Origin of the sequence: Vibrio sp. 10N.222.54.E6, from assembly GCF_041473955.1 — a bacterium.
Lineage (GTDB): Bacteria > Pseudomonadota > Gammaproteobacteria > Enterobacterales > Vibrionaceae > Vibrio > Vibrio tasmaniensis_A.
The window spans coordinates 86,607-106,868 of the sequence record NZ_JBFRTD010000010.1; the positions used below are offsets into that span (position 1 = coordinate 86,607).

General features: G+C 43.7%; 17 protein-coding genes. 4 read left to right on the top strand and 13 right to left on the bottom strand.

The annotated features are described in order from the left end of the window. Positions 1 to 177: 177 nt before the first annotated feature. Positions 178 to 1,497 carry a dicarboxylate/amino acid:cation symporter gene (locus AB4513_RS05295; RefSeq protein ID WP_012604345.1) on the top strand — a complete coding sequence of 440 codons (1,320 nt, stop codon included), beginning with the start codon at positions 178 to 180 and terminating at the stop codon, positions 1,495 to 1,497. 83 nt (positions 1,498 to 1,580) lie between these two features. On the opposite strand, the gene AB4513_RS05300 is transcribed toward AB4513_RS05295, so the two are convergent. The 4 genes from AB4513_RS05300 to AB4513_RS05315 all read right to left on the bottom strand — a co-directional run bounded on the left by AB4513_RS05300 (position 1,581) and on the right by AB4513_RS05315 (position 6,699). Next, positions 1,581 to 2,534: a class I SAM-dependent methyltransferase gene (locus AB4513_RS05300; RefSeq protein ID WP_009848763.1), complete on the bottom strand. Its 954-nt coding sequence runs from the start codon at positions 2,532 to 2,534 to the stop codon at positions 1,581 to 1,583. A gap of 8 nt (positions 2,535 to 2,542) precedes the next feature. Beyond that, the gene (locus AB4513_RS05305) at positions 2,543 to 3,241 is read right to left on the bottom strand and encodes a TIGR01621 family pseudouridine synthase (protein WP_102257848.1); all 699 of its coding nucleotides are present in this window, start codon (positions 3,239 to 3,241) and stop codon (positions 2,543 to 2,545) included. 219 nt (positions 3,242 to 3,460) lie between these two features. After that, on the bottom strand, positions 3,461 to 5,077 hold the full coding sequence (locus tag AB4513_RS05310) for a methyl-accepting chemotaxis protein (protein WP_009848765.1): 1,617 nt from the start codon (positions 5,075 to 5,077) through the stop codon (positions 3,461 to 3,463). Positions 5,078 to 5,265: 188 nt separating this feature from the next. Beyond that, complete coding sequence (locus AB4513_RS05315) at positions 5,266 to 6,699, bottom strand: sodium-dependent transporter (protein ID WP_012604350.1); 1,434 nt, start codon at positions 6,697 to 6,699, stop codon at positions 5,266 to 5,268. A gap of 367 nt (positions 6,700 to 7,066) precedes the next feature. On the opposite strand from AB4513_RS05315, the gene cls reads away from it, so the two are divergent. Further along, positions 7,067 to 8,521 (top strand): cardiolipin synthase, encoded by a 1,455-nt coding sequence (cls, locus tag AB4513_RS05320; RefSeq protein ID WP_012604351.1) that lies wholly within the window; start codon positions 7,067 to 7,069, stop codon positions 8,519 to 8,521. Between the two features lie 183 nt (positions 8,522 to 8,704). Continuing rightward, positions 8,705 to 9,889 carry a cystathionine beta-lyase gene (locus AB4513_RS05325; protein ID WP_017100080.1) on the top strand — a complete coding sequence of 395 codons (1,185 nt, stop codon included), beginning with the start codon at positions 8,705 to 8,707 and terminating at the stop codon, positions 9,887 to 9,889. Positions 9,890 to 9,975: 86 nt separating this feature from the next. On the opposite strand, the gene AB4513_RS05330 is transcribed toward AB4513_RS05325, so the two are convergent. The 9 genes from AB4513_RS05330 to pspA all read right to left on the bottom strand — a co-directional run bounded on the left by AB4513_RS05330 (position 9,976) and on the right by pspA (position 18,899). Further along, positions 9,976 to 10,449 (bottom strand): hypothetical protein, encoded by a 474-nt coding sequence (locus AB4513_RS05330; protein WP_009848768.1) that lies wholly within the window; start codon positions 10,447 to 10,449, stop codon positions 9,976 to 9,978. Then, on the bottom strand, positions 10,440 to 11,462 hold the full coding sequence (locus AB4513_RS05335; RefSeq protein WP_017100082.1) for a winged helix-turn-helix domain-containing protein: 1,023 nt from the start codon (positions 11,460 to 11,462) through the stop codon (positions 10,440 to 10,442). The genes AB4513_RS05330 and AB4513_RS05335 overlap by 10 nt, the downstream gene beginning before the upstream one ends. A gap of 109 nt (positions 11,463 to 11,571) precedes the next feature. Beyond that, positions 11,572 to 12,138 carry a DNA-3-methyladenine glycosylase I gene (locus AB4513_RS05340; protein ID WP_102257847.1) on the bottom strand — a complete coding sequence of 189 codons (567 nt, stop codon included), beginning with the start codon at positions 12,136 to 12,138 and terminating at the stop codon, positions 11,572 to 11,574. 78 nt (positions 12,139 to 12,216) lie between these two features. Then, positions 12,217 to 15,327: an efflux RND transporter permease subunit gene (locus tag AB4513_RS05345; protein WP_102257846.1), complete on the bottom strand. Its 3,111-nt coding sequence runs from the start codon at positions 15,325 to 15,327 to the stop codon at positions 12,217 to 12,219. Next, positions 15,320 to 16,405, bottom strand: a complete 1,086-nt coding sequence (locus AB4513_RS05350; protein WP_102257845.1) for an efflux RND transporter periplasmic adaptor subunit — start codon at positions 16,403 to 16,405, stop codon at positions 15,320 to 15,322. The genes AB4513_RS05345 and AB4513_RS05350 overlap by 8 nt, the downstream gene beginning before the upstream one ends. Position 16,406: 1 nt before the next feature. After that, entirely contained in the window at positions 16,407 to 17,441 is a 1,035-nt protein-coding gene (locus AB4513_RS05355; protein ID WP_029223131.1) for an efflux RND transporter periplasmic adaptor subunit, read from the bottom strand. Between the two features lie 158 nt (positions 17,442 to 17,599). Then, positions 17,600 to 17,986, bottom strand: a complete 387-nt coding sequence (gene pspC, locus AB4513_RS05360; RefSeq protein WP_032499058.1) for an envelope stress response membrane protein PspC — start codon at positions 17,984 to 17,986, stop codon at positions 17,600 to 17,602. Then, positions 17,979 to 18,212: an envelope stress response membrane protein PspB gene (gene pspB, locus AB4513_RS05365; RefSeq protein WP_009848775.1), complete on the bottom strand. Its 234-nt coding sequence runs from the start codon at positions 18,210 to 18,212 to the stop codon at positions 17,979 to 17,981. The genes pspC and pspB overlap by 8 nt, the downstream gene beginning before the upstream one ends. A gap of 15 nt (positions 18,213 to 18,227) precedes the next feature. Further along, complete coding sequence (pspA, locus tag AB4513_RS05370) at positions 18,228 to 18,899, bottom strand: phage shock protein PspA (protein WP_010440091.1); 672 nt, start codon at positions 18,897 to 18,899, stop codon at positions 18,228 to 18,230. 316 nt (positions 18,900 to 19,215) lie between these two features. On the opposite strand from pspA, the gene pspF reads away from it, so the two are divergent. Beyond that, entirely contained in the window at positions 19,216 to 20,238 is a 1,023-nt protein-coding gene (pspF, locus tag AB4513_RS05375; RefSeq protein WP_102257844.1) for a phage shock protein operon transcriptional activator, read from the top strand. The last annotated feature ends 24 nt before the right edge of the window (positions 20,239 to 20,262 follow it).

Sequence of the window (20,262 nt, forward strand, 5' to 3'; positions counted from 1 at the left end):
AAACACTTTTATAAATCTTACAAATAACCGAACAACGAAAAACCAAAGCAAACGTTTGCTTTGGTATGAAAAAACATCTAATAGCGATTCACCTGCTGTTTTTAAGAGACTTTCACCTCTGCTCATATTGATAAATGTAAAGGATACGTGTAAAACTCTTCGCGAAATATTTATCCAATGGCACATCGTTCATTGGTGAGTAATTCTGGGATTTTTATATTTAGTAGCACAGAGGTTATGGAAGTGTTAAAAGAAAAGAGTTTACTAAGCAATATTGGCATTCAAGTCGTTATTGCAATGATCATCGGTACCGCAGTCGGCGCGATGATGGGTGACAGCGCAACTATGTTCGCTCCACTGGGTGCTATCTTCATCAATTTGATCAAGATGCTGGTTATTCCTCTAGTCGCGGTTGCCCTAATTTCAGGTGCTGCAGGTCTAGGTAATAGCTCATCGGCTGGTAAAGTCGGTGTAACAACACTGGGTTACTTTGCACTAACGTCTGCACTTGCTGTAGCACTAGCGCTTGTAATGGGTGAAGTGTTCGAACCGGGGCGTGGTATCGATGTTTCTGGCGTTGAAGGCATGTTCTCTTCAGAATACGCTGCGAAAGGCGAACTTCCAACGTTCTGGGCAACCATCACTGGCATGATCCCTACCAACGTTTTCCAATCACTGAATGAAGCAAACATTCTGCAAATTCTCGTTTTCTGCTTATTCTTTGGTATTGCGATTTCTAAACAAGCAAAAGAGAAACGTGACCCTATCATCAACGGTGTAAATGCTATCGTTGACGCTATGGTATGGATGATCAACAAAGTTATGATCATTGCACCACTTGGCGTATTCGGCCTAATGGCTGAAGCAGTAGGTACGTTTGGCTTTGGCGCGCTTATGGTCGTGTTCAAGCTGTTCATTGTTTACATCGCTGCGATTCTTATCTTCGGCTTTGTTGCTTACCCACTGATGATTCAAATCTTCACTAAGACTTCAGCTAAGAAGTTCCTAGTGGCAATGAAGAAGCCTCAAGCGGTTGCACTATCAACAGCATCTTCAATGGCGACACTACCAGTAACAATGGAAACGGTAGAGAAAGAACTTGGCGTTCGCAACTCTACGGCTTCATTCGTTCTGCCACTTGGTGCGACGATCAACATGTCTGGTAATGCAATTTACTACGGCCTAGTTGCTATCTTCTTCGCACAGCTGTTCAACATCGACCTTTCTATGGGCGCTTACGTTGCTATCATCGTAACGTCTACGCTAGGCGCAGTTGGTCAAGCTGGTGTTCCAGGTCCTTCTTTCCTAGTGGTTGCGGTTCTTCTAGCAGCTGGTATCCCTATCGAAGGTCTACCTCTGTTGTTCGCTCTAGACCGTATCTTCGACATGATCCGTACTGCCCTTAACATCACTGGTGATGCAGCATGTGCGGTAATCGTTGATTCTCTAATCAAAGACGAAGTGAAAGAAGCTGAGCTAGAGAAACAACAAGCTTAAACTTCTTAGAAACCTAAAGACCAAAAAGCCACTCATTTGAGTGGCTTTTTTACTTTCAAACGTTGATATTTGTTTACTCTAAATTAAGCGTCTTCAGAAACGTTAATTTTAAATCTCAGGACTTTCAAACTTGAATCGAGGTCGACATCGACAAATTCAGGTGGATTATCTAAACGCTCGATAAACTCAACACTTGGCGCTTCTTCTGCCATCGTCTCAATCAAGAAGTTTGGTGACACTGCTGGTGAGTTAACACAAGCAATCACTTCACCACCTTCGGTTAGAAGCTCAGGCAAACGACGTAAGATCTTTTTGTAGTCTTTAGTAAGTGCAAAGCTGCCTTTTTGGAACGAAGGCGGATCGATAATAACCAGCTCATATGGGCCACCCTTCTTGATTTTTCCCCACGACTTAAAGATATCGTAGCCAAGGAAGTTCACCGAGCGCATATCATGCTCATTCAAGCGGTGGTTATCACGGCCTTTGTTCAGTGATCCGCGAGACATGTCTACGTTCATACATTGTCGAGCGCCACCCGCAATCGCCGCCACAGAGAAACCACAAGTGTATGCGAACAGGTTAAGAACGTTCTTATCCTTAGCATTATCTTGTACCCACTGACGGCCATTACGCATGTCTAGGAACAGACCGAAGTTCTGATTGCGGCCAATGTCTAGTTGGTACTTAAGCCCATGTTCAACCACGACTGGTGAGTCGTTCAATTGACCCCACAACACTTCAGAGGGCGCGCCATCAGCATAACGGTGTTGCAGCACAATGCTTGTGCCCTGTTTTACTTGCCAGATATCTTTGTTAGTGAGGTCGACCAATCCAGTCTTTAGAGATGATAAGAACGCTTGGTCCACTTCTTTAAACACGTTAACCAATAACTGTCCATCAACCCAATCACAAGTGAGTTGATCTAGGCCGGGCCAAAACTTGCCACGCCCGTGAAAAATACGACGTAGTTCATTCGGCACTTCATTCAATTGCTGTTCAATATGACTAAAAAACAGAGGTAAAGCTGATGCTTCCATTATTTCACTCACTTAGTGTTTAGCTTTGGCCACGTTAATGACCAAGGTTCAAGCCAACTGTCTAAACCATTAGACACGATCTCTTGATGCCATTTCTCCCCCAAAGAGTCGAGGTTTCTTGGATCGCAGACACATTCGTAGGCTTGTGATTGATAGGTAAATCGAATCGCGAAGGCATGCAGATAGCCTCTGTCAGCCTCGTTCGATGGATTGTAAATAGGATCACCAACAATAGCCGAGCCAATGGACTTCATCGCGACACGGATCTGATGAGTTCGCCCCGTATAGGGTTTACATAAAAGTAGACGCTCACCGGGTTCAGCCGTTGCAGATAAAAATTGGGTAATCGCTGGGTTTTCTTTGGTTGTCAGCAGCTTCCAGCTTGAGCGTCGTGAACGCTCCATATCTCCTGAGATCAGCCCCTGCTTTTTCTTCGGCTTCTTGGAGCCTATCGCAAGGTAGTACTTCTCTACTTCACGCTTTGCAAACAACTGTGAAAGCTCACTCGCTGCCGGGGTATTTTTTGCCAGCAGTAGAATTCCTGACGTCATTTTATCGAGACGATGGACTAAATATAGCTTCGGCTCATTGATTGCCTTAGCAACTTCTTGCAATAACATCGTATCACCATCGTCTTTATGGACGCTGACGCCTGGATGTTTGTTTATAAGTAAAAAATCAGAGTGATTCAGAAGAATGTCGAACATGTAAAGGCTAGCTCCATTGTAGAACGTGGAGTATACCGTGTCTGAATCCAGATTCCAGCTACGAAAAAGCCCAACGAGTTCAATAAACATTGAATCGTTGGGCTTATGTTTCAATAGGCAACTTTCACTGGGAAGTCTTTAATCAATTCGCTCTAAGCTTATGTTCTAGACTTATGATCCAGCTCTAAGCTCTAAGCTCTAAGCTCTAAGCTCTAAGCTCTAAGCAAGTTTGAACTTACCTACTAAGCCTTCAAGTTCGGCAACTTTAGCATTCAAACCTGATGTGTTCTCAGAGCTGCGAGTCGCTAACTGTAATGACTGTTCAGAGATATCACTGATTGCCGTAATATCCGCTGCGATTTCTTTTGTCACCGCTGTCTGTTCTTCTGCCGCAGTCGCAATTGAGTTAACCATGCTTTGTACGTTGCCCGCACCGCTAACAATTGCTTCTAGAGCCGATACCGCCCCTGTACTTTGCTCTACACCAATTTCAACTAAACGACAGTTGTCTTGAGTGTAAGTAACCGCTTCTTGAGTACCAGATTGAATAGATTGGATGATACCAGACACTTCTTGTGTTGCTTTAGTCGTTCTCTCCGCTAGCGCTCGTACTTCATCAGCTACCACGGCAAAACCACGACCGAACTCACCAGCACGCGCAGCTTCAATAGCCGCGTTCAGAGCCAAGAGGTTGGTTTGTTCTGCGATATCTTCGATTACCTTGATAACACTGCCAATCTGCTCGCCATGTGAACCCAGCGTGTTCATTTGTAACGACATGTCGCTCATTTGAGTAGACACTTGTTGGATGCTCGCAACCATCTCCACGATCACTTTACGACCGTCTTCTGCAGACGTTTCTGAGCGGCGCGCTTCTTCATAAGTAGAAGTACCTTGTTGCGCTACTTCAGAAATGGTTAAGCTTAGTTCTTCTGCCGCAGTCGCAATCAATGTCGCTTTATCTGCTTGAGCAGAGGCGCCAGATACGATGTCGTGGCTGATTGATGATAGCTCACCAGTAACGGATTGAACTTGGGTAGTCACTGATGAGATAGAACCGAGGAGATCGACCAATGACTTTTGCATCTGGTTGATCGATTGAGCAAGGTCAGCCAACTCATCACCAGAATCATCAACAATGTCACCTGCCGTTAGATCACCATTTGCTACGCGTCGTGCAACTTGCTCTACACGAGTTAAGCGATTAGTAATAGAGCTAGACAATACAAACGCAATTACGCAACCAAACACAATCGCAACCGCAGTCAACACCATAATCGTGCGTTCGATTGTAATAAACGAATCCGTTAGTGTTAGCAGAGCTCGCTCTGTATCAGCAATCTCACTTTCAGATGCTTGATCAAGCAAATTTTCAATCGGGATAAGATTACTCTCATACAAAGAGCGAAGCTGCTGGATATTTGATAACAATGCAGTTTCATCATTAAGCATAGGTACGAGCTTCGATTCAAACTCTTGAGTAAAGCGCCCCATTAGCTCTTCAATTCGCTGAACACGACGATGGTCCTCTGAGCCTTTACTCTCTAAACGCTTTGCTTCTTCAATTGCTTGAGAAAATTGAGTCTTATTAGCTCGATAATCATTGAGCGCATTACCGCCCTGAACAACCGCGCCCAAAGCATCACGGTAAACATCACCAGCTTCATCGATCAATATAAGGTAGGTAACAGTTCCTGGAACATCATCCAGTCTAATTTCATCAGAGCTCTCGTGAGCCCCAATCACTTCTATCGATACAATCCCTACTAACGTGACAAGCACCGCCAATATAGATCCAAAACCCAAATATAGTTTTTTTCTCACTGACAATTTCACAGAACACCTACCTAAAATAAATACAGGCCGATATAGCCTAACCGAAAGATATATCGGCCACCACACGGATAACTTTAGGGGACGATGTTTTTATTTCTCGAAAAACAATAAGTACGTCGCATAAAAAACGGGAGCCAATGGCTCCCGCTTATCAATTAACTTTAGTTTGCGATTAGAGTTTCTAAGAATTATAGCTTCTTAGAAATAAGCGCAGAGCCGGCAATGATACCAATACCTAGTAGCATGATTGCACCTTTACCGCTGTCGAAGCCAGAAGAGATACCCATGAACGCTACGATAGCGATAGCTACTGGGATGATGTACTTAACGAGTGTGTACCATAGACCGAATAGTGGGAAAGATACTTCACCGTCGTTAGTGATTTCTTTCTCTAGGTCAGCACGGTTTAGTCTCCAACCAGCGAAGATACATACCAACATACCGCCAACTGCTAGGAAGATTTTATCCGTTAGTAAGTCGAAGATATCAAATGCACCAGTACCAAACAGTGTTGGACCGAAACCGCCAAGTGATAGAGAAGCGAAGATACATAGAATCGCCATTACGACACTTGCAGACAGTACAGCTGTTACACGCTTCATGCCTTTCTCATCGATTAGGTACGAAACAACAACTTCAAGTAGAGATACTGAAGAAGTCAGTGCCGCTACACTTAGACCAACGAAGAACATAAGAGCAAATAGAAGACCAACTACGCCGCCCATTTCAGCGAATAGCTGAGGAACAACAACGAATACTAGACCAGGACCTGCTGCAGGCTCCATACCGAATGCGAACATTGCAGGGAACATTGCAACACCAGCTAGGATAGCAACGCCTGTATCCATCGCCGTAACCATAGCTGTAGTTTGAACTAGGTTCTCTTTCTTCTTAAGGTAAGAACCGTAAGTCAACATACAACCCATACCAAGAGATAGTGAGAAGAATGCTTGACCTAGTGCAGCTAGGATTACACCGCTGTCTACTTTAGAGAAGTCAGGGCTGAATAGGAATTCAAGACCAGCCATCGCGCCCGGAAGCATTAGGCCTTTGATTGATACCACGATAAGGATGATGAAAAGAAGTGGCATCAGAATCTTACCCGCTTTCTCAATACCGCCAGAAATACCCTTCATAACGATGACAACGTTAAGTAGTAGGTATAGGCCCATCCACATTAGTGGCTGAACTGGGTTTGAGATAAAGCCACCGAAGCTGTCGCCAATTGCTTCAGGTGCGTCTAGTAGACCACCAGCAATTTTACCGATGTATGCGATAGACCAGCCACCTACTACAGGGTAGAAACCCATGATAAGTAAACCACTGACTACGCCGATAACACCAGCGAACGTCCAGCGACGGTCAGTTGATTTAAATGCACCTACTGCTGATTTTTGCGTATGACGGCCAATCGCAAATTCAGTTAGCATCACACTAAAACCGATGAAGATTACAAAAAACAGATAAATTGCAACGAATGCACCGCCGCCACTTTCACCTGCTGTGTATGGGAATTTCCAGATGTTACCTAAGCCAACAGCAGAACCTGCTGCAGCCATTACGAATCCTAATTTCGAACCCCAGGTATCGCGGGGTGTAGTGGTTGTATTACTAGTAGCCACGTTTACTCCAAACTTTTGTGTTATGTGATGTTGTATTTTGCTTTGTGTGGCGTCATTAAAAGATAAGGTGTATATAATAATTTACACCATTAAAAGATTTGATTGACGCTCGTTATCTAGCAAGTAAACCAGTTTAAGAATACAATTGGAAGCCCGAACCGTATATATTTCGTTATCAATGTAAATCTTTATGGTTAAATGCCGGTTTTTCATACAAAACAATTGCATTCGTCTTAAGTTAACTAAAACTTAACAACTTTAACCTGTTTACAGCTTTTGCTCTATTTTGTAAATAGTTGATTCCTTAAATTCCCATATCCGTAAAATAGCATTACTATCTAAGTGTCTCTTTTTTCGAGTATTCAATGTGGAAAAGCTCTACCATTTTTTAACTTTAGCTTCTGTCGCTTTATACTGGGTCCTTGTCGCCGGTGTGACTTTTCGTGTCGTACTAAAACGACGCTCTGTCAGCGTTTCTCTCGCATGGTTGATGGTTATCTACATTATCCCTATTGTTGGCGTCGCTTGTTACTTCCTTTTCGGAGAGCTAAATCTCGGTAGAAAGAGGGCTGAGCGGGCACATCGCATGTTTACGCCTTTTGGTGATTGGTTCCGCCAATTAAATGATTGCCAAGTCCACCTTCCAGGTAAAGTCGGCTCTCCTATCCACAAAATTGATGAGCTTTGTAACAATCGGATGGGCATTCCAGCTCTCAGCGGAAACACACTTTCACTGCAAGCTTCTCCTAATGAAATCCTACACGCAATTATCGAAGATATAGAAAACGCCCAGACGAGTATCAAAATGGTTTTCTATATTTGGCACCCCGGTGGCTTAACTGACTCCGTTGCTTCCGCACTTATTCGAGCAGCAAAACGTGGTGTCGATGTTAAAGTTTTACTCGATTCTGCAGGTAGCCCGCGTTTTTTCAAAAGTCACTGGCGTTCAATGATGAAAGACGCTGGCGTTCACGTTGTCCAAGCATTAGAGGTTAGTCCTTGGCGTATTTTCTTACGCCGTTTAGATCTAAGGCAGCACCGGAAGATCATCGTGATTGATGAGTCCATCGCCTATACCGGGTCAATGAATATGGTAGATCCAGCTCATTTCAAACAGAGCTCAGGTGTCGGCCAATGGATTGATGTCATGGTTCGCGTCACTGGGCCAACCGTTAACGTGTTGTCAGCAATTCATGGTTGGGATTGGGAAGTGGAAACCGGTGAACGCATTCTTCCTGATTTACCAGAGTGCCCGGTTGAAGAAATAATGACGCATCATCCAGTTCAAGTAGTGCCATCTGGGCCGGGCATGCCGGAGTATTTGATTCTGCAAGTTCTTACTATTGCGATTAATCAAGCAAACCATTCAGTTCGTATTACAACACCCTATTTTGTACCGAGTGCCGACTTATTAGAAACACTCAAAATGACGGCACAACGTGGTGTCAGCGTCGAATTAATCATTCCACATAACAACGATTCATTAATGGTTAAATGGGCTTCTCGCGCCTTCTATACCGAACTGCTTGAAGCCGGAGTGAAGATATATGAGTTTTACGGCGGGCTTCTTCACACCAAATCGGTAGTGATTGATGAAGAGTTTTGCTTAATCGGAACGGTCAATATCGACATGCGCAGCCTATGGCTTAACTTCGAAGTAACGCTAGCCGTTGATGATGTGCACTTCACCAAGCAACTGTTTGATTTGCAGCAATCCTATATTGAATCATCTCATCCAGTGGAATTGGAGCAATGGGAGCAGAGAAACCTACGCAACCGCTTCTTCGAAAGGTTGTTTTACTTATTCAACCCGCTGCTTTAATTCCATCAATGCGTCCACCCCGGCTCATCACTCGCCGACTATCGGATTTTAAACCTTTCACGATAAACGACGTGGAAGGTTAAAAAGCGAAAGAAAAGCGCAAAAACTCCCGCTCTGCTCTTGCTTTGAAGGCTATTGGCATGTTTTAAATAGGACATAACCGATTGATAAGGAATTCACAGCATGTCCGAGAACAAAACCACTAAACTGATCACTGCAGGTCGTGATAAGAAGTGGACTAATGGTGTCGTTAACCCACCAGTACAACGCGCTTCAACTGTCGTGTTCAACACAGTAGAAGAGAAACGCAAAGCGACCATTAACCGCGCTAACAAGACACTTTTCTACGGACGCCGTGGCACCACGACTCATTTCGCATTTCAAGATGCAATGGTTGAAGTTGAAGGTGGTGCAGGTTGCGCACTTTACCCTTGTGGTACGGCAGCCATCTCTAATGCCATCCTCTCTTTTGTTGAAACAGGTGACCATATTCTGATGGTCGATACCTGTTATGAACCCACTCGTGATTTCTGTGACACCATAATGAAAAAGATGGGTGTAGAGACCACTTACTACGAGCCAACGATCGGTGAAGGTATCCAAGACCTTATTAAGCCAAATACTAAGGTTCTATTTACTGAATCTCCGGGTTCAGTCACCATGGAAGTTCAAGACATCCCAACACTCGCACGTATTGCTCATGAACATGACATCATTGTAATGCTCGATAACACGTGGGCGGCTGGTGTTAACTTCTCACCGTTCGATTTTGGCGTCGACATCTCAATTCAAGCGGCGACTAAATACATTGTTGGTCACTCTGATGTGATGCTAGGAACTGCGGTAGCCAACGAAAAATGTTGGGATCAACTGAGAGAGCAGAGTTACTTGATGGGACAGTGCGTATCTCCAGATGACGCTTATCTTGGTCTTCGCGGTATTCGCACTCTTGACGTTCGACTTCGCCAACATGCTGAAAACAGCCTTAAAGTAGCAAAGTGGTTAGAAACACGCCCTGAGGTTGACCATGTTCGTCACCCTGCCCTTGAGTCTTGTCCTGGTCATGAATTCTTCAAACGAGACTTCACTGGCGGTAATGGTTTGTTCTCTTTCGTACTGAAGAACTCAAACACAAAAGCAACGACTGCTCTGCTTGATGGTATGACGCACTTTAGTATGGGTTACTCATGGGGTGGATTTGAAAGTTTGATTCTAGCGAACGAACCGAGCAGCTTTAATAGCTTGAGAACGGTAGCGAACCCTAACTTCGAAGGAACCTTGATACGCGTTCATATCGGCTTAGAAGACGTCGATGACCTGATTGCGGATCTAGAAGCTGGACTAGATCGTTACAACGCTCTGGTTTAAGTAAAACAATAAACAAGTTTCCACAAAAAGGCAGGGACAACCTGCCTTTTTTAGTTCGGTAAGCTCTTGGTGTAGAAGTTATATGACTACTTCTGAACCTTAAAACATACCCAATTAAAAATTTCGAAACGATTTTTATTAAATAAATAGAGTGAGTCATCGGTGACAACAACTGAGTAATCAATATTCAGCCCCTTATACGAGCTATACTCTCGATTAATAACAGGATCATCAGTTTCAGTTGTCGGCGAATAATCAATGATAGAGATAGACAACTCGCCATCTTCTAACGAATAACGACCTGAGGAGTGGTGCTCCAATTTACTCACCTGACCATTCTTCTCTTCAATCTTCACCGCCTCTGCAATCATAAACGTATTGTCTGATTGGAAGGTAAAAGTCATACGTTCATACAACGATTGATAAGGTTGAAATGCCTGCGTCATAAAGCCCGTTTTGATGGTTTTACAGTGCCAACGAGTGCCCGCTAATACGTTTCTATCAATCATGAAACTTGCAGCTGTGAGTGCTAATACCAATAGCAAACCAATTATTCGCAAAAGTAACTCCTTTGAGCCATGTAATTCACAAACGAATCAAAAGATGACTCAACTTCAAAAATAGATGACAAGTAATTAAGAGCTTCGCCATCCTTTCTCTCAATCAGCATATACAAAGCATCATTTTCAGGTTGGTTGACAGATGGATAAATGCGAACAAAAACATCAACATTACAGTGGCTAGGTATAACTTGTATCAGTCTCTCAGTGATCGCAGGCAACGAGTAGGCTTCATTGCGAACAATATGGAAAAAGTAGTGATTAGTTTCATCTACGAAGCTGTCGTGATACTCATTTTTATCAACAAAGTATGGCAATGGCTGATAGTAAGCCTGAAATATATTAAACAAAGAGATCAACACACAGGTAAAGGCTAAAAAGTAGCCCACGCAGGCTAAATGACGATGAACAAAAAGCTTAAAGCTAGGTGGTACCGCGTTGACTGAACCTCTCGGGCTAACTGTGGACAATGGCATTTCCATGTCGCCTTCAACGCTTTGTGTTACTGATGCAGGCATAACATGAGCCTGCTCATCTTGCGGCTTTTTCTCAGGTGACTCGCCTGAGGTTTGTGTTTGATTTGTCGTTATTGATGATGGGTTAAGTTCGGCTTGCGATAATCCTATCGTTTGAGGAGACTCTGATACTAAATCCGCCTCAGGGACTGTCGCTTTAGGCTCTGTATTTTGAGGTTGAGATGATTCCTCTATCTCCAGAGAATACCCCATTTTACTGACGGTACGAATCGTGGCGCAACCACAAGTCACTCTGTTCAGTGTTTTTCTAAGCTTAGATATCACGTTGGTCAACGCTTGCTCAGAGACAATCACATCCCCCCAACATCTATCAAAGATCAGGCCTCGCTCAATGCATTCGCCTGTATTTTCAAGCAAGAATAGGAACACTTTACCTTCTAGCGGCGCGATAGTTTCTACGTGGCCATCCTCACGCATAAACTGCCTAAGCAAGGGATCATAGTTAGCATCACATATTTGGTAGTTTTGTTGATTCACTATCGTTGTCTACATTTGAATTTGGTCGCATATAATATTGAAAAGTTTATAAATGACCAGTGAATTTTTCAATTTACACACAATTATTTCGCGTCGAGAAATAACACCTTTATTTATGTGGGCAACCTTCTAAATGGTCATTAACCATACCTGTCGCTTGCATTAACGCGTAACAGATTGTTTCCCCAACAAACTTAAAGCCTCTCTTCTTCAAAAACTTACTCATCGCTTTGGATTGCTCGGTAGAAGCTGGAACTTGAGTCATCTCAATCCAGTGGTTTTCGATCACCTTGTTATCGACAAATTGCCATAAGGCGTTTGAAAGAGAACCAAACTCTTTCTGCAGTTCAAGCGTTGCTCGAGCGTTGTTATACACAGAGGCAATCTTGCCTTTATGCTTAACCACATCAAAGTTCTCTATGACGTGTGGCACATTGTCTTCACTCAATTCGGCTAACTTGTTTAGATCGTAATTATCAAAGGCAGCACGATAGCCTTCGCGCTTTTTAAGGATCGTAATCCAACTCAGGCCCGCCTGAGCGCCTTCTAAAGTAATGAACTCAAACAGAACTTGGTCATCATAAACAGGCACGCCCCACTCTGCGTCGTGGTACTCCCTTTCCAGTTCGTGCTTCAGTGCCCATGCACACGTTCTACCTTCAGTGTTTGTTTCCATGTTATTGCTACCTATTTTAAATCACTCAGAAATGATAATGCCCCTAAACAGGGGCATTAATTCAAAGACTCACTCGTCTTACGAGACTTCAATTTTATGGAATAGACGATACAGCACAGGTACCACGATTAGCGTCAGTACGGTGGCGAAGCCCAAACCAAACATGATGGTTACCGCCATTGGCTTGAAGAAGATATCCGGTAACAATGGAATCATACCGAGAATCGTTGTGATAGCCGCCATACATACAGGACGTACACGACTCAATGCCGCATCAACAACCGCTATATATGGGTCTTTACCTGACTTCATCTCAATCTCAATTTGATCAAGCAGTACGATACCGTTCTTCAGAAGCATTCCAGACAAACTCAAGAAGCCCAGAAGCGCCATAAAACCGAACGGTGTATTCAAGGCTAGCAAGCCTGTCGTTACCCCTATCAAGGCGAGTGGTACCGTTAACCAAACAATCAGGGGCTCTTTCACCGAATTAAACAAGAACACCGTGATTAAGAACATGAACAAGTAGCCTAACGGCATAGTTGTGAACAGTGACGCTTGAGCGTCAGCTGACGACTCGTATTCACCACCCCATTCCAATGAATAACCCGGTGGCATCTCAATCGCTTCTATTTGTGGCTGTAAGCGTTTCTGTAAAGTTGATGCTGTCTCTTCACCCAGTAGGTCAGGATCCGCCATTACCGTCAGCATACGCTTACGGTTCTTACGGATGATCAGTGGGTCTTCCCATTCCAATTCGTAGCCTAGTGTTACTTGTTGTAGTGGGATGTATTCACTTAATGCTGGGCTCCAAATCTTCATGCCTTCGATGTTACGTATATCGACACGTTCATCTTCAGGTAAACGAGCCACAATAGGCATCAGCGTCGTCCCATCACGGTACACACCGATCGATTTACCAGAGAAAGACATCGCTAGGAAATCATCCACATCAGATTTGGTAATACCATAACGACGCGCTTGGCTTTCGTTGAACTGAGGTTCCAGTACCTTAGTTCTTTCACGCCAATCGTGACGAACGTTAAACGATCCATTGTCAGCACGCATGATGTCCATAACTTGAGCTGCGATTGAACGTAAAACCGTTGGATCAGAACCCACAATTCGCGCTTCAATTTTCGCACCGCCACCAGGACCTAATTCGATCTGCTTAAGTTTGTAATTAATTTCAGGGAACTGGCCGTTTACATGCTCACGAAAGCGCAACATCAAACCTTCAAGTACTTCATAACTCTTCACACGAACCGTTATCTCACCGTATGCGCTATAACTTTTCTCTGGCGCATAAGTCAGCATGAAACGTTGCAGACCTTTACCCGCCGTTGTCGTGATATGTTCAACTTCGTCCTGCTCTGCTAACCAACTTTCCAGTACTTTCAGTTTGGTGTTGGTCGCTCGAATATCCGTACCTTCCGGCATCCAGACATCAACTTGGAACATCGGCGTGGTTGAAGATGGGAAAAAGGCTTGTTTTACGAAACCAAAGCCGTAAACACTCGCACCCAAACCAATAATCAGAACGAACATCGTGAGCCACGCACGCTTCATACAGAACTCAAGGAAGTTTTTATAGATAACAAAAACCATCCCGTTGTATGGGTCTTTACCTTCACTATCTGGATCGACTTTCTGGCCTTTGAAGAACATATCGGCAAAGAATGGCGTGAGTGAGATGGCCGTAAACCAACTCAGCATCAAGGAGATAAGTAGAACCGTGAACAAGGTGCCACAATATTCGCCCGTTGAGTCTTCAGACAAACCGATTGGGGCAAAAGCGGTGACCGCAATAACCGTTGCACCAAGCAGTGGCCATTTGGTTTGGGTCACAATATCTGTAGCGGCCTGCATTCGGGTTCGCCCCTTCTGCGTGCCGATCAATATCCCTTCCACCACCACAATGGCATTATCCACCAGCATCCCCAGCGCGATAACCAACGCGCCCAATGAAATACGTTGAAGATCGATTTTGAAGTACTGCATGAAAATGAAGGTACCGAAAACGGTCAATAGCAGTATCAAACCAATCAACAAACCCGATCGTAATCCCATGAAGAACAGCAACACTACGATTACGATCGCAACCGCTTGTCCTAAACTCACTACAAATCCACTAACTGACTTATCGACTTCTTTGGGTTGGTTATAAACCTCAGATATGTCAATACCTACGGGCTGTTGGTATTTCAGCTCGGCGAGCCTTCGGTCAAAGGCTTCGCCCACTGCGACCACGTTCACGCCTTGTGCAAAAGAAACACCAAGGTTAAGTGCGAGCTTCCCGTTATAGCCAATGATGTTAGTAGGCACTTCAACATAACCACGAGTTACATTCGCCACATCTTTTAGATAGATAAGCCCTTGAGCGCCACCTTCCGTAAGAATCAAATCACCGAGCTGTTCAACATTCTGGAACTCCCCTGTTGGATGGATTCGAATGTACTCGTCACCAATCCTTACAGCACCTGCACTTGAAACAATATTTTGAGTGGATAAAAGGTTAAATACAGTATTTGGAGACAAACCCAGAGAGCTGATCCGTTTCATCGATATCTCAATGAACACTTGCTCTTGCTGTTGGCCGGATACCGAGACTTTACTGACCCCATCAACAAGTTCTAGCTCTCGCCTTAGGTAATCAATGTAATCAAGTAACTCTTTGTAACTGTAACCGTCCCCCGTTACGGCAAGCAAAATACCGTAAACATCACCAAAATCGTCTATGACTTGAGGGTCATTTACCCCGGGTGGCAGTTGACCTTTCAAATCATTCACTTTACGTCGAAGTTCATCCCAAATTTGTGGAAGATCATCAGGGCCGTAATTATTCTTCATCGTTACCGTAACCTGAGACAGGCCACGACTAGAGATAGAGTTAACTTCATCAACATAGGTAAGCTGTTGAATCGCTTTCTCTAATGGGTAAGTCACTTCCTCTTCCACTTGCTGAGGCGTCGCTCCCGGATAAGAGGTCACTACCATGGCATCTTTGATGGTAAAGGCAGGATCTTCTAAACGGCCCAAACCAAAGAATGCAGACACACCACCAATAAGAAAGATCAGTGATAGCATCCAGCTAATGACCTTATTTCGTATAAAATAAGCCGCCACTCCAGTGATTTGGTCATCACCCTGTTGATCGTCACTTTGGGGCTTGCTATTGACTTCACTCATTGTTCGTCTCCTGAGACAATACTTCCACTGTCATCCCATCTCGCAATCGCGATACGCCTGCAACAACGACATGCTGCCCCATTTCTAATCCTTTGATTATCTGCAATGTTTTCTGATTCGCTTTGCCTAATACGACTTGCTGCTTAGATACTGTATTGTCGTCATTAAGAATCCACACGTAAGAGTTTTGACGAGTTAACTCATCCCCATCGGCATTAAACACAGCCTCAATAGGAATAAGTACGCCTGCTTTTAATTTCAACCCGATATCACGCCCATTTGACGTGACCTCAACGGCCATACCGTCAAGAATCAAATCATCTTCTGGCATAGGCAAAGCAAGCGTGACGGTAAATGTACCTGTGTTTGGATCGGGTTCAGTCGTAAACTCTTTTATCCCCGCACTGTATTCATTCCCACTTGGAACTCTAACTACTGCCTCAATATTCGAGATAGTCGCTTCATTTGGTTGATTTACATAGATTTGGTCAGGCAATTGGATAACAACTTCAACATCCTCAACACTGTGAATATTCACAATCTGTTGGCCAACCTGAATATTTTCGTATTGGTCAACACTGACACGAGAGATAATTCCATCAACCGGTGCGCGAAGCTTAGTAAATGACAAACGCAGTTTTGCCAATTCTAACTCGGCATAAGCGATTTGACGCTGAGCGGCAATCTCATCGAATTGAGACTTAGCCAATAACCCCTTTTTGACCAACGGACTTGAACGTCTGTATTGGCTGTTAATCACTGTGTATCGAGCTTGAGCGTTATCAACGTCCAACTGATAATCTGTTGGATCTAACTCGGCAAGAACATCACCCTTTTTAACTTGTTCACCTTCTTTGACATCAAGTTTAAAAATCTCACCAGCGACACGGAAACTTAGGTGCGCTTTCTCAGCAGCATTAGCCACTGCTGGAAAATAGAGCTTATCGTTAAAGTCTAAGACGGAGATTTCAATGGCTTTAACAAGAGGAAGCTTTTCGACTTCAGTGACACCTTTGTCTTTGCAGGCTGTCAACATCGCCAAACATGATAGGCCGATGGCTTTTGATACTGTCTTCATGTTAGAGCCCCCTTTCCTTGATCCACTCACGAACCTTGACGCCGGTTTCTAATCCATTAACGCCTGAGGTCACAACGCGATCTCCGTCGTTAAGACCCGAAATAATATGACGTTTTTCATCAATGACTATCGCGACTTCTTCGACGATACCATCGTTGTTAACGCGCCATACTGAGACATCATCTCCATTGGTCATCATTGCTGAGGTTGGAATTTTTGTCGCCGCTGCTTGTGAAGAAACAAGGTTAACCGTGCCAGACATACCCGGTAGGATGCCTATATCAGTCGGTCTCTCCATTACCATGGTGACCTTGTATGAACCGGTTTTAGGATCGGCTTCGGTATCGACTTCTTGAAAGGTGAGGACATAAGAATGTTCAGGGAAAGCATCGAATACCATAGTTGCGTCTGTCTCAAACCCTGCAGAAAAGCGTGCAATTAATTGATCAGGCAATAAGAAGACAACTTTGAGGATCTGATTCGTTTGGATATTCATTACACCTTGCTTAGCCGCGATGTATTCGTGGTTTTCAGCAGGAATAATAGAAATAGTACCATCATATGGCGCAACGAGTGTGGTGTAGCGAAGATTAGCTTTTGCTTGATTTAAAACCGCTCTTGCAGAGTTATGATTTGCTTTCGCTTGGTCAAAATCTTGCTCAGAAACCACTCTATCCTTACGTAGCTTGATGGAACGTTGGTATTGCACATCGGCAAGTTTGAAGTTAGCTCTTGCCTGCTTTTCTAGCAACTGATACTCATCAGGATTAAGCGTTGCCAATGCATCACCTTTGGAGACCTGTTGCCCCGCAGTGACATCGATCGTTTTTAGTAAACCGGGGACTCGAAATGCCAATACGGCTTTATCGCCCGCTTCAGTAGTCGCAGGAAAATTTCGTTCGAAGGCATTGTTACCGACCGAGACGGTGAAGAGTTTGGCTGGTCGTGATTCGGGTTCTGGAACCGGAGGGAGCTCCTTACCACACCCTGATAACCCGGATAAGGTCACCAATAGGACTAGGGAGGCTTTGTACATTGCGATCATCCATATCTATAAATATTTTATTAACATAGATTAATCACATGTAACTTACCAGTTATCGTAAGATTTATTTAGACAAAATTATTAATAAAAAATAACGGCTTGGGATAAATTTTCCTAAACCGTTATCTAATCTTTTTGAGGCTTGACCACTACATGTTCTTAAATGCACGGTCGACTTTAAAAGTGTCCGAAGTCACATAAGCTTCCATATTGCGTACACTGGTCTCTAACGTCTGGAAATCACCCTCTAAAGTGCCCAACAAAGACTCTGCTGTTTGCCCTTTTTCCCAGGGTTTTTGCTTGAGTGTGTGCTCTTGTTTGGCTTTCATCTGATCGACATATTGAGGTGGTTGTTTTTCAAGCATAAATGTCAAAGCTAAATACGCTAATAACACCAAAAAGCTACCACCTAGCAGTGCGGCTGAGATCACTAAGATACGAACCAACCAAACTTCAAGGCCAAAATAGTTCGCTAATCCGGCACACACGCCAGACAATTTACCGTTAATCGGATCGCGATACAGTTCTCTACTCATAGTTTCGTCTCCAGTTAGGTGACTCCGCATCCAGTATTTTTTCTAACGTTTTCACTCGGTCTTGCATCGACTCAGCTTGCTCAGAAAGCTTATGCAGACGCTGAAGATCCGTTTCTGAAAGACCATTGCTGGATTTCTTCTTGCTGCGGTAGTGTAAGAATAACCATAGCGGTGCCACGAAGATCAAAAAGACAATCAGTGGACCTGCAATTAGAAATGTTGACATAGACAACTCCTAAAATTATTTATCGCGGTTTTCAACTTGTTGCTTCAGTTTCGCCAGCTCTTTTTCAATCTCGTCTTGAGCTTGTAGCTCTGCAAACTCTTGGTCTAAAGATTTTGCGTTACCGGTTTTTGCGTAAACGTCAGCTTCAGCTTCTAATTCATCCACTTTACGTGAGAATTGCTCAAACTTCGCCATTGCTTCGTTGGTTTTGCTTGAATGCAGATGTTTTTGAACATCGCGACGATTGCTTGCTGCATTATTACGAATCATTAGTGCTTGCTGTTTTGCACGAGTCTCGGCGATTTTGGTTTCAAGCTTACCGATCTCACTGGTTAGTTTTTCGATGGTTTCATGAACCAAAGTTTGCTCGGTGTGGAGACTCTTGATGATATCTTCAAGTTTTTGCTTTTCGATGAGTGCCGCTCTAGCCAGATCTTCACGTTGTTTAGTCAGGGCTAATGTCGCTTTATTCTGCCAATCTAGAATCTGAGTTTCGATAGCTTCAACTTTACGTGCTAGCTCTTTCTTGTCTGCAATGGCTTTTGCTGAGTTAGTACGAACCTCAACCAGCGTGTCTTCCATTTCTTGAATAATGAGGCGAATCATCTTTTCAGGATCTTCAGCCTTATCTAATAGTGCACTGATGTTTGAATTTACAATGTCTGCAAAGCGAGAAAAAATACCCATAAGAAACTCCTTAATTGCAATAATGGCAAATAGGTTTTAAATCGTTTTCGATTTCTCAATCCACTTGCTCAAAAATCTACGTCTGTTGTTAAACCTACCATAAGTAATCCAAGTAGCGTGCCAACTTTCAAGTCATTGTTTATCAAGCGCTTACAATAAAATGGTGATTATCCCGAACCATGCTATGATGAATTTAGCCAAGTATTGGTATTTTTCACCACTACAGCTTTGTGATTAATGCTATTTACATCAAGTGATGTAAATAAAGCTCTCTATGTCTTGCCCATTGGAAATCAGATCATACAAGGACCCATTTATGCAGCAGAATCTCATTGGTGAATCCCCTAGTTTTCTCTCTGTTTTGGATAAAGTGTCTCAACTCGCACCAATCGAAAGACCGATTCTGATCATCGGGGAGCGTGGTACAGGTAAAGAGTTAATCGCCCAAAGGCTGCATTACCTTTCAAGGCGCTGGGACCAGCCATTGATCTCACTGAACTGCTCAACCCTTAGCGAAGGGTTGATTGATTCAGAGTTGTTTGGTCATGAATCAGGTTCTTTTACCGGTTCAAAAGGTCGTCATCAAGGTCGTTTTGAAAGGGCTGAAGGTGGAACTCTGTTCTTAGACGAACTAGCGACCACCCCCCTTGCCGTTCAAGAGAAGCTATTGCGTGTTATTGAATACGGGCAATATGAGCGTGTCGGCGGACAAAAGGCGCTAAGTGCCAATGTAAGACTGGTGTGTGCGACCAATGCTGACTTACCAGACATGGCGTTAAAAGGCGAATTCAGACCCGATTTATTAGATAGACTGGCGTTTGATGTCATTACTACCCCACCTCTTCGCGAACGAAAAGAAGACATCACGCTGCTAGCAGAATACTACGCCATTAAGATGTGTCGAGAGTTAGAATTGGAGCTGTTTGTCGGTTTTGCTCCATCTGCTGTTGATGCACTATTGGATTATTCTTGGCCGGGAAATGTGAGAGAACTCAAAAACGTCGTTGAACGAGCTATCTACCAGCACGGTAAAGATCCATATCCTATTGAATCTTTGGTGTTTAACCCCTTTAAACCAACATGGCAAATAGATCAAGATTCCACGCACGAAACTGGCAATGATCTGTCCAACAGCCATACTCCATTAGAGCACTCATTTTCTTTGCCGCTTGATTACAAAGCATGGCAAGAACAGCAAGACATTAAATTACTCAATCAAGCACTAAAACAGAGCAAGTATAACCAGAAGCAAGCAGCAGAACTACTTGGGTTAACCTATAACCAATTACGTGGAATGGTGAGGAAGTACGCGATTGTAGGGCAAGCTAACGATAAATAGCTGTCCACACTTGATTATTATTTG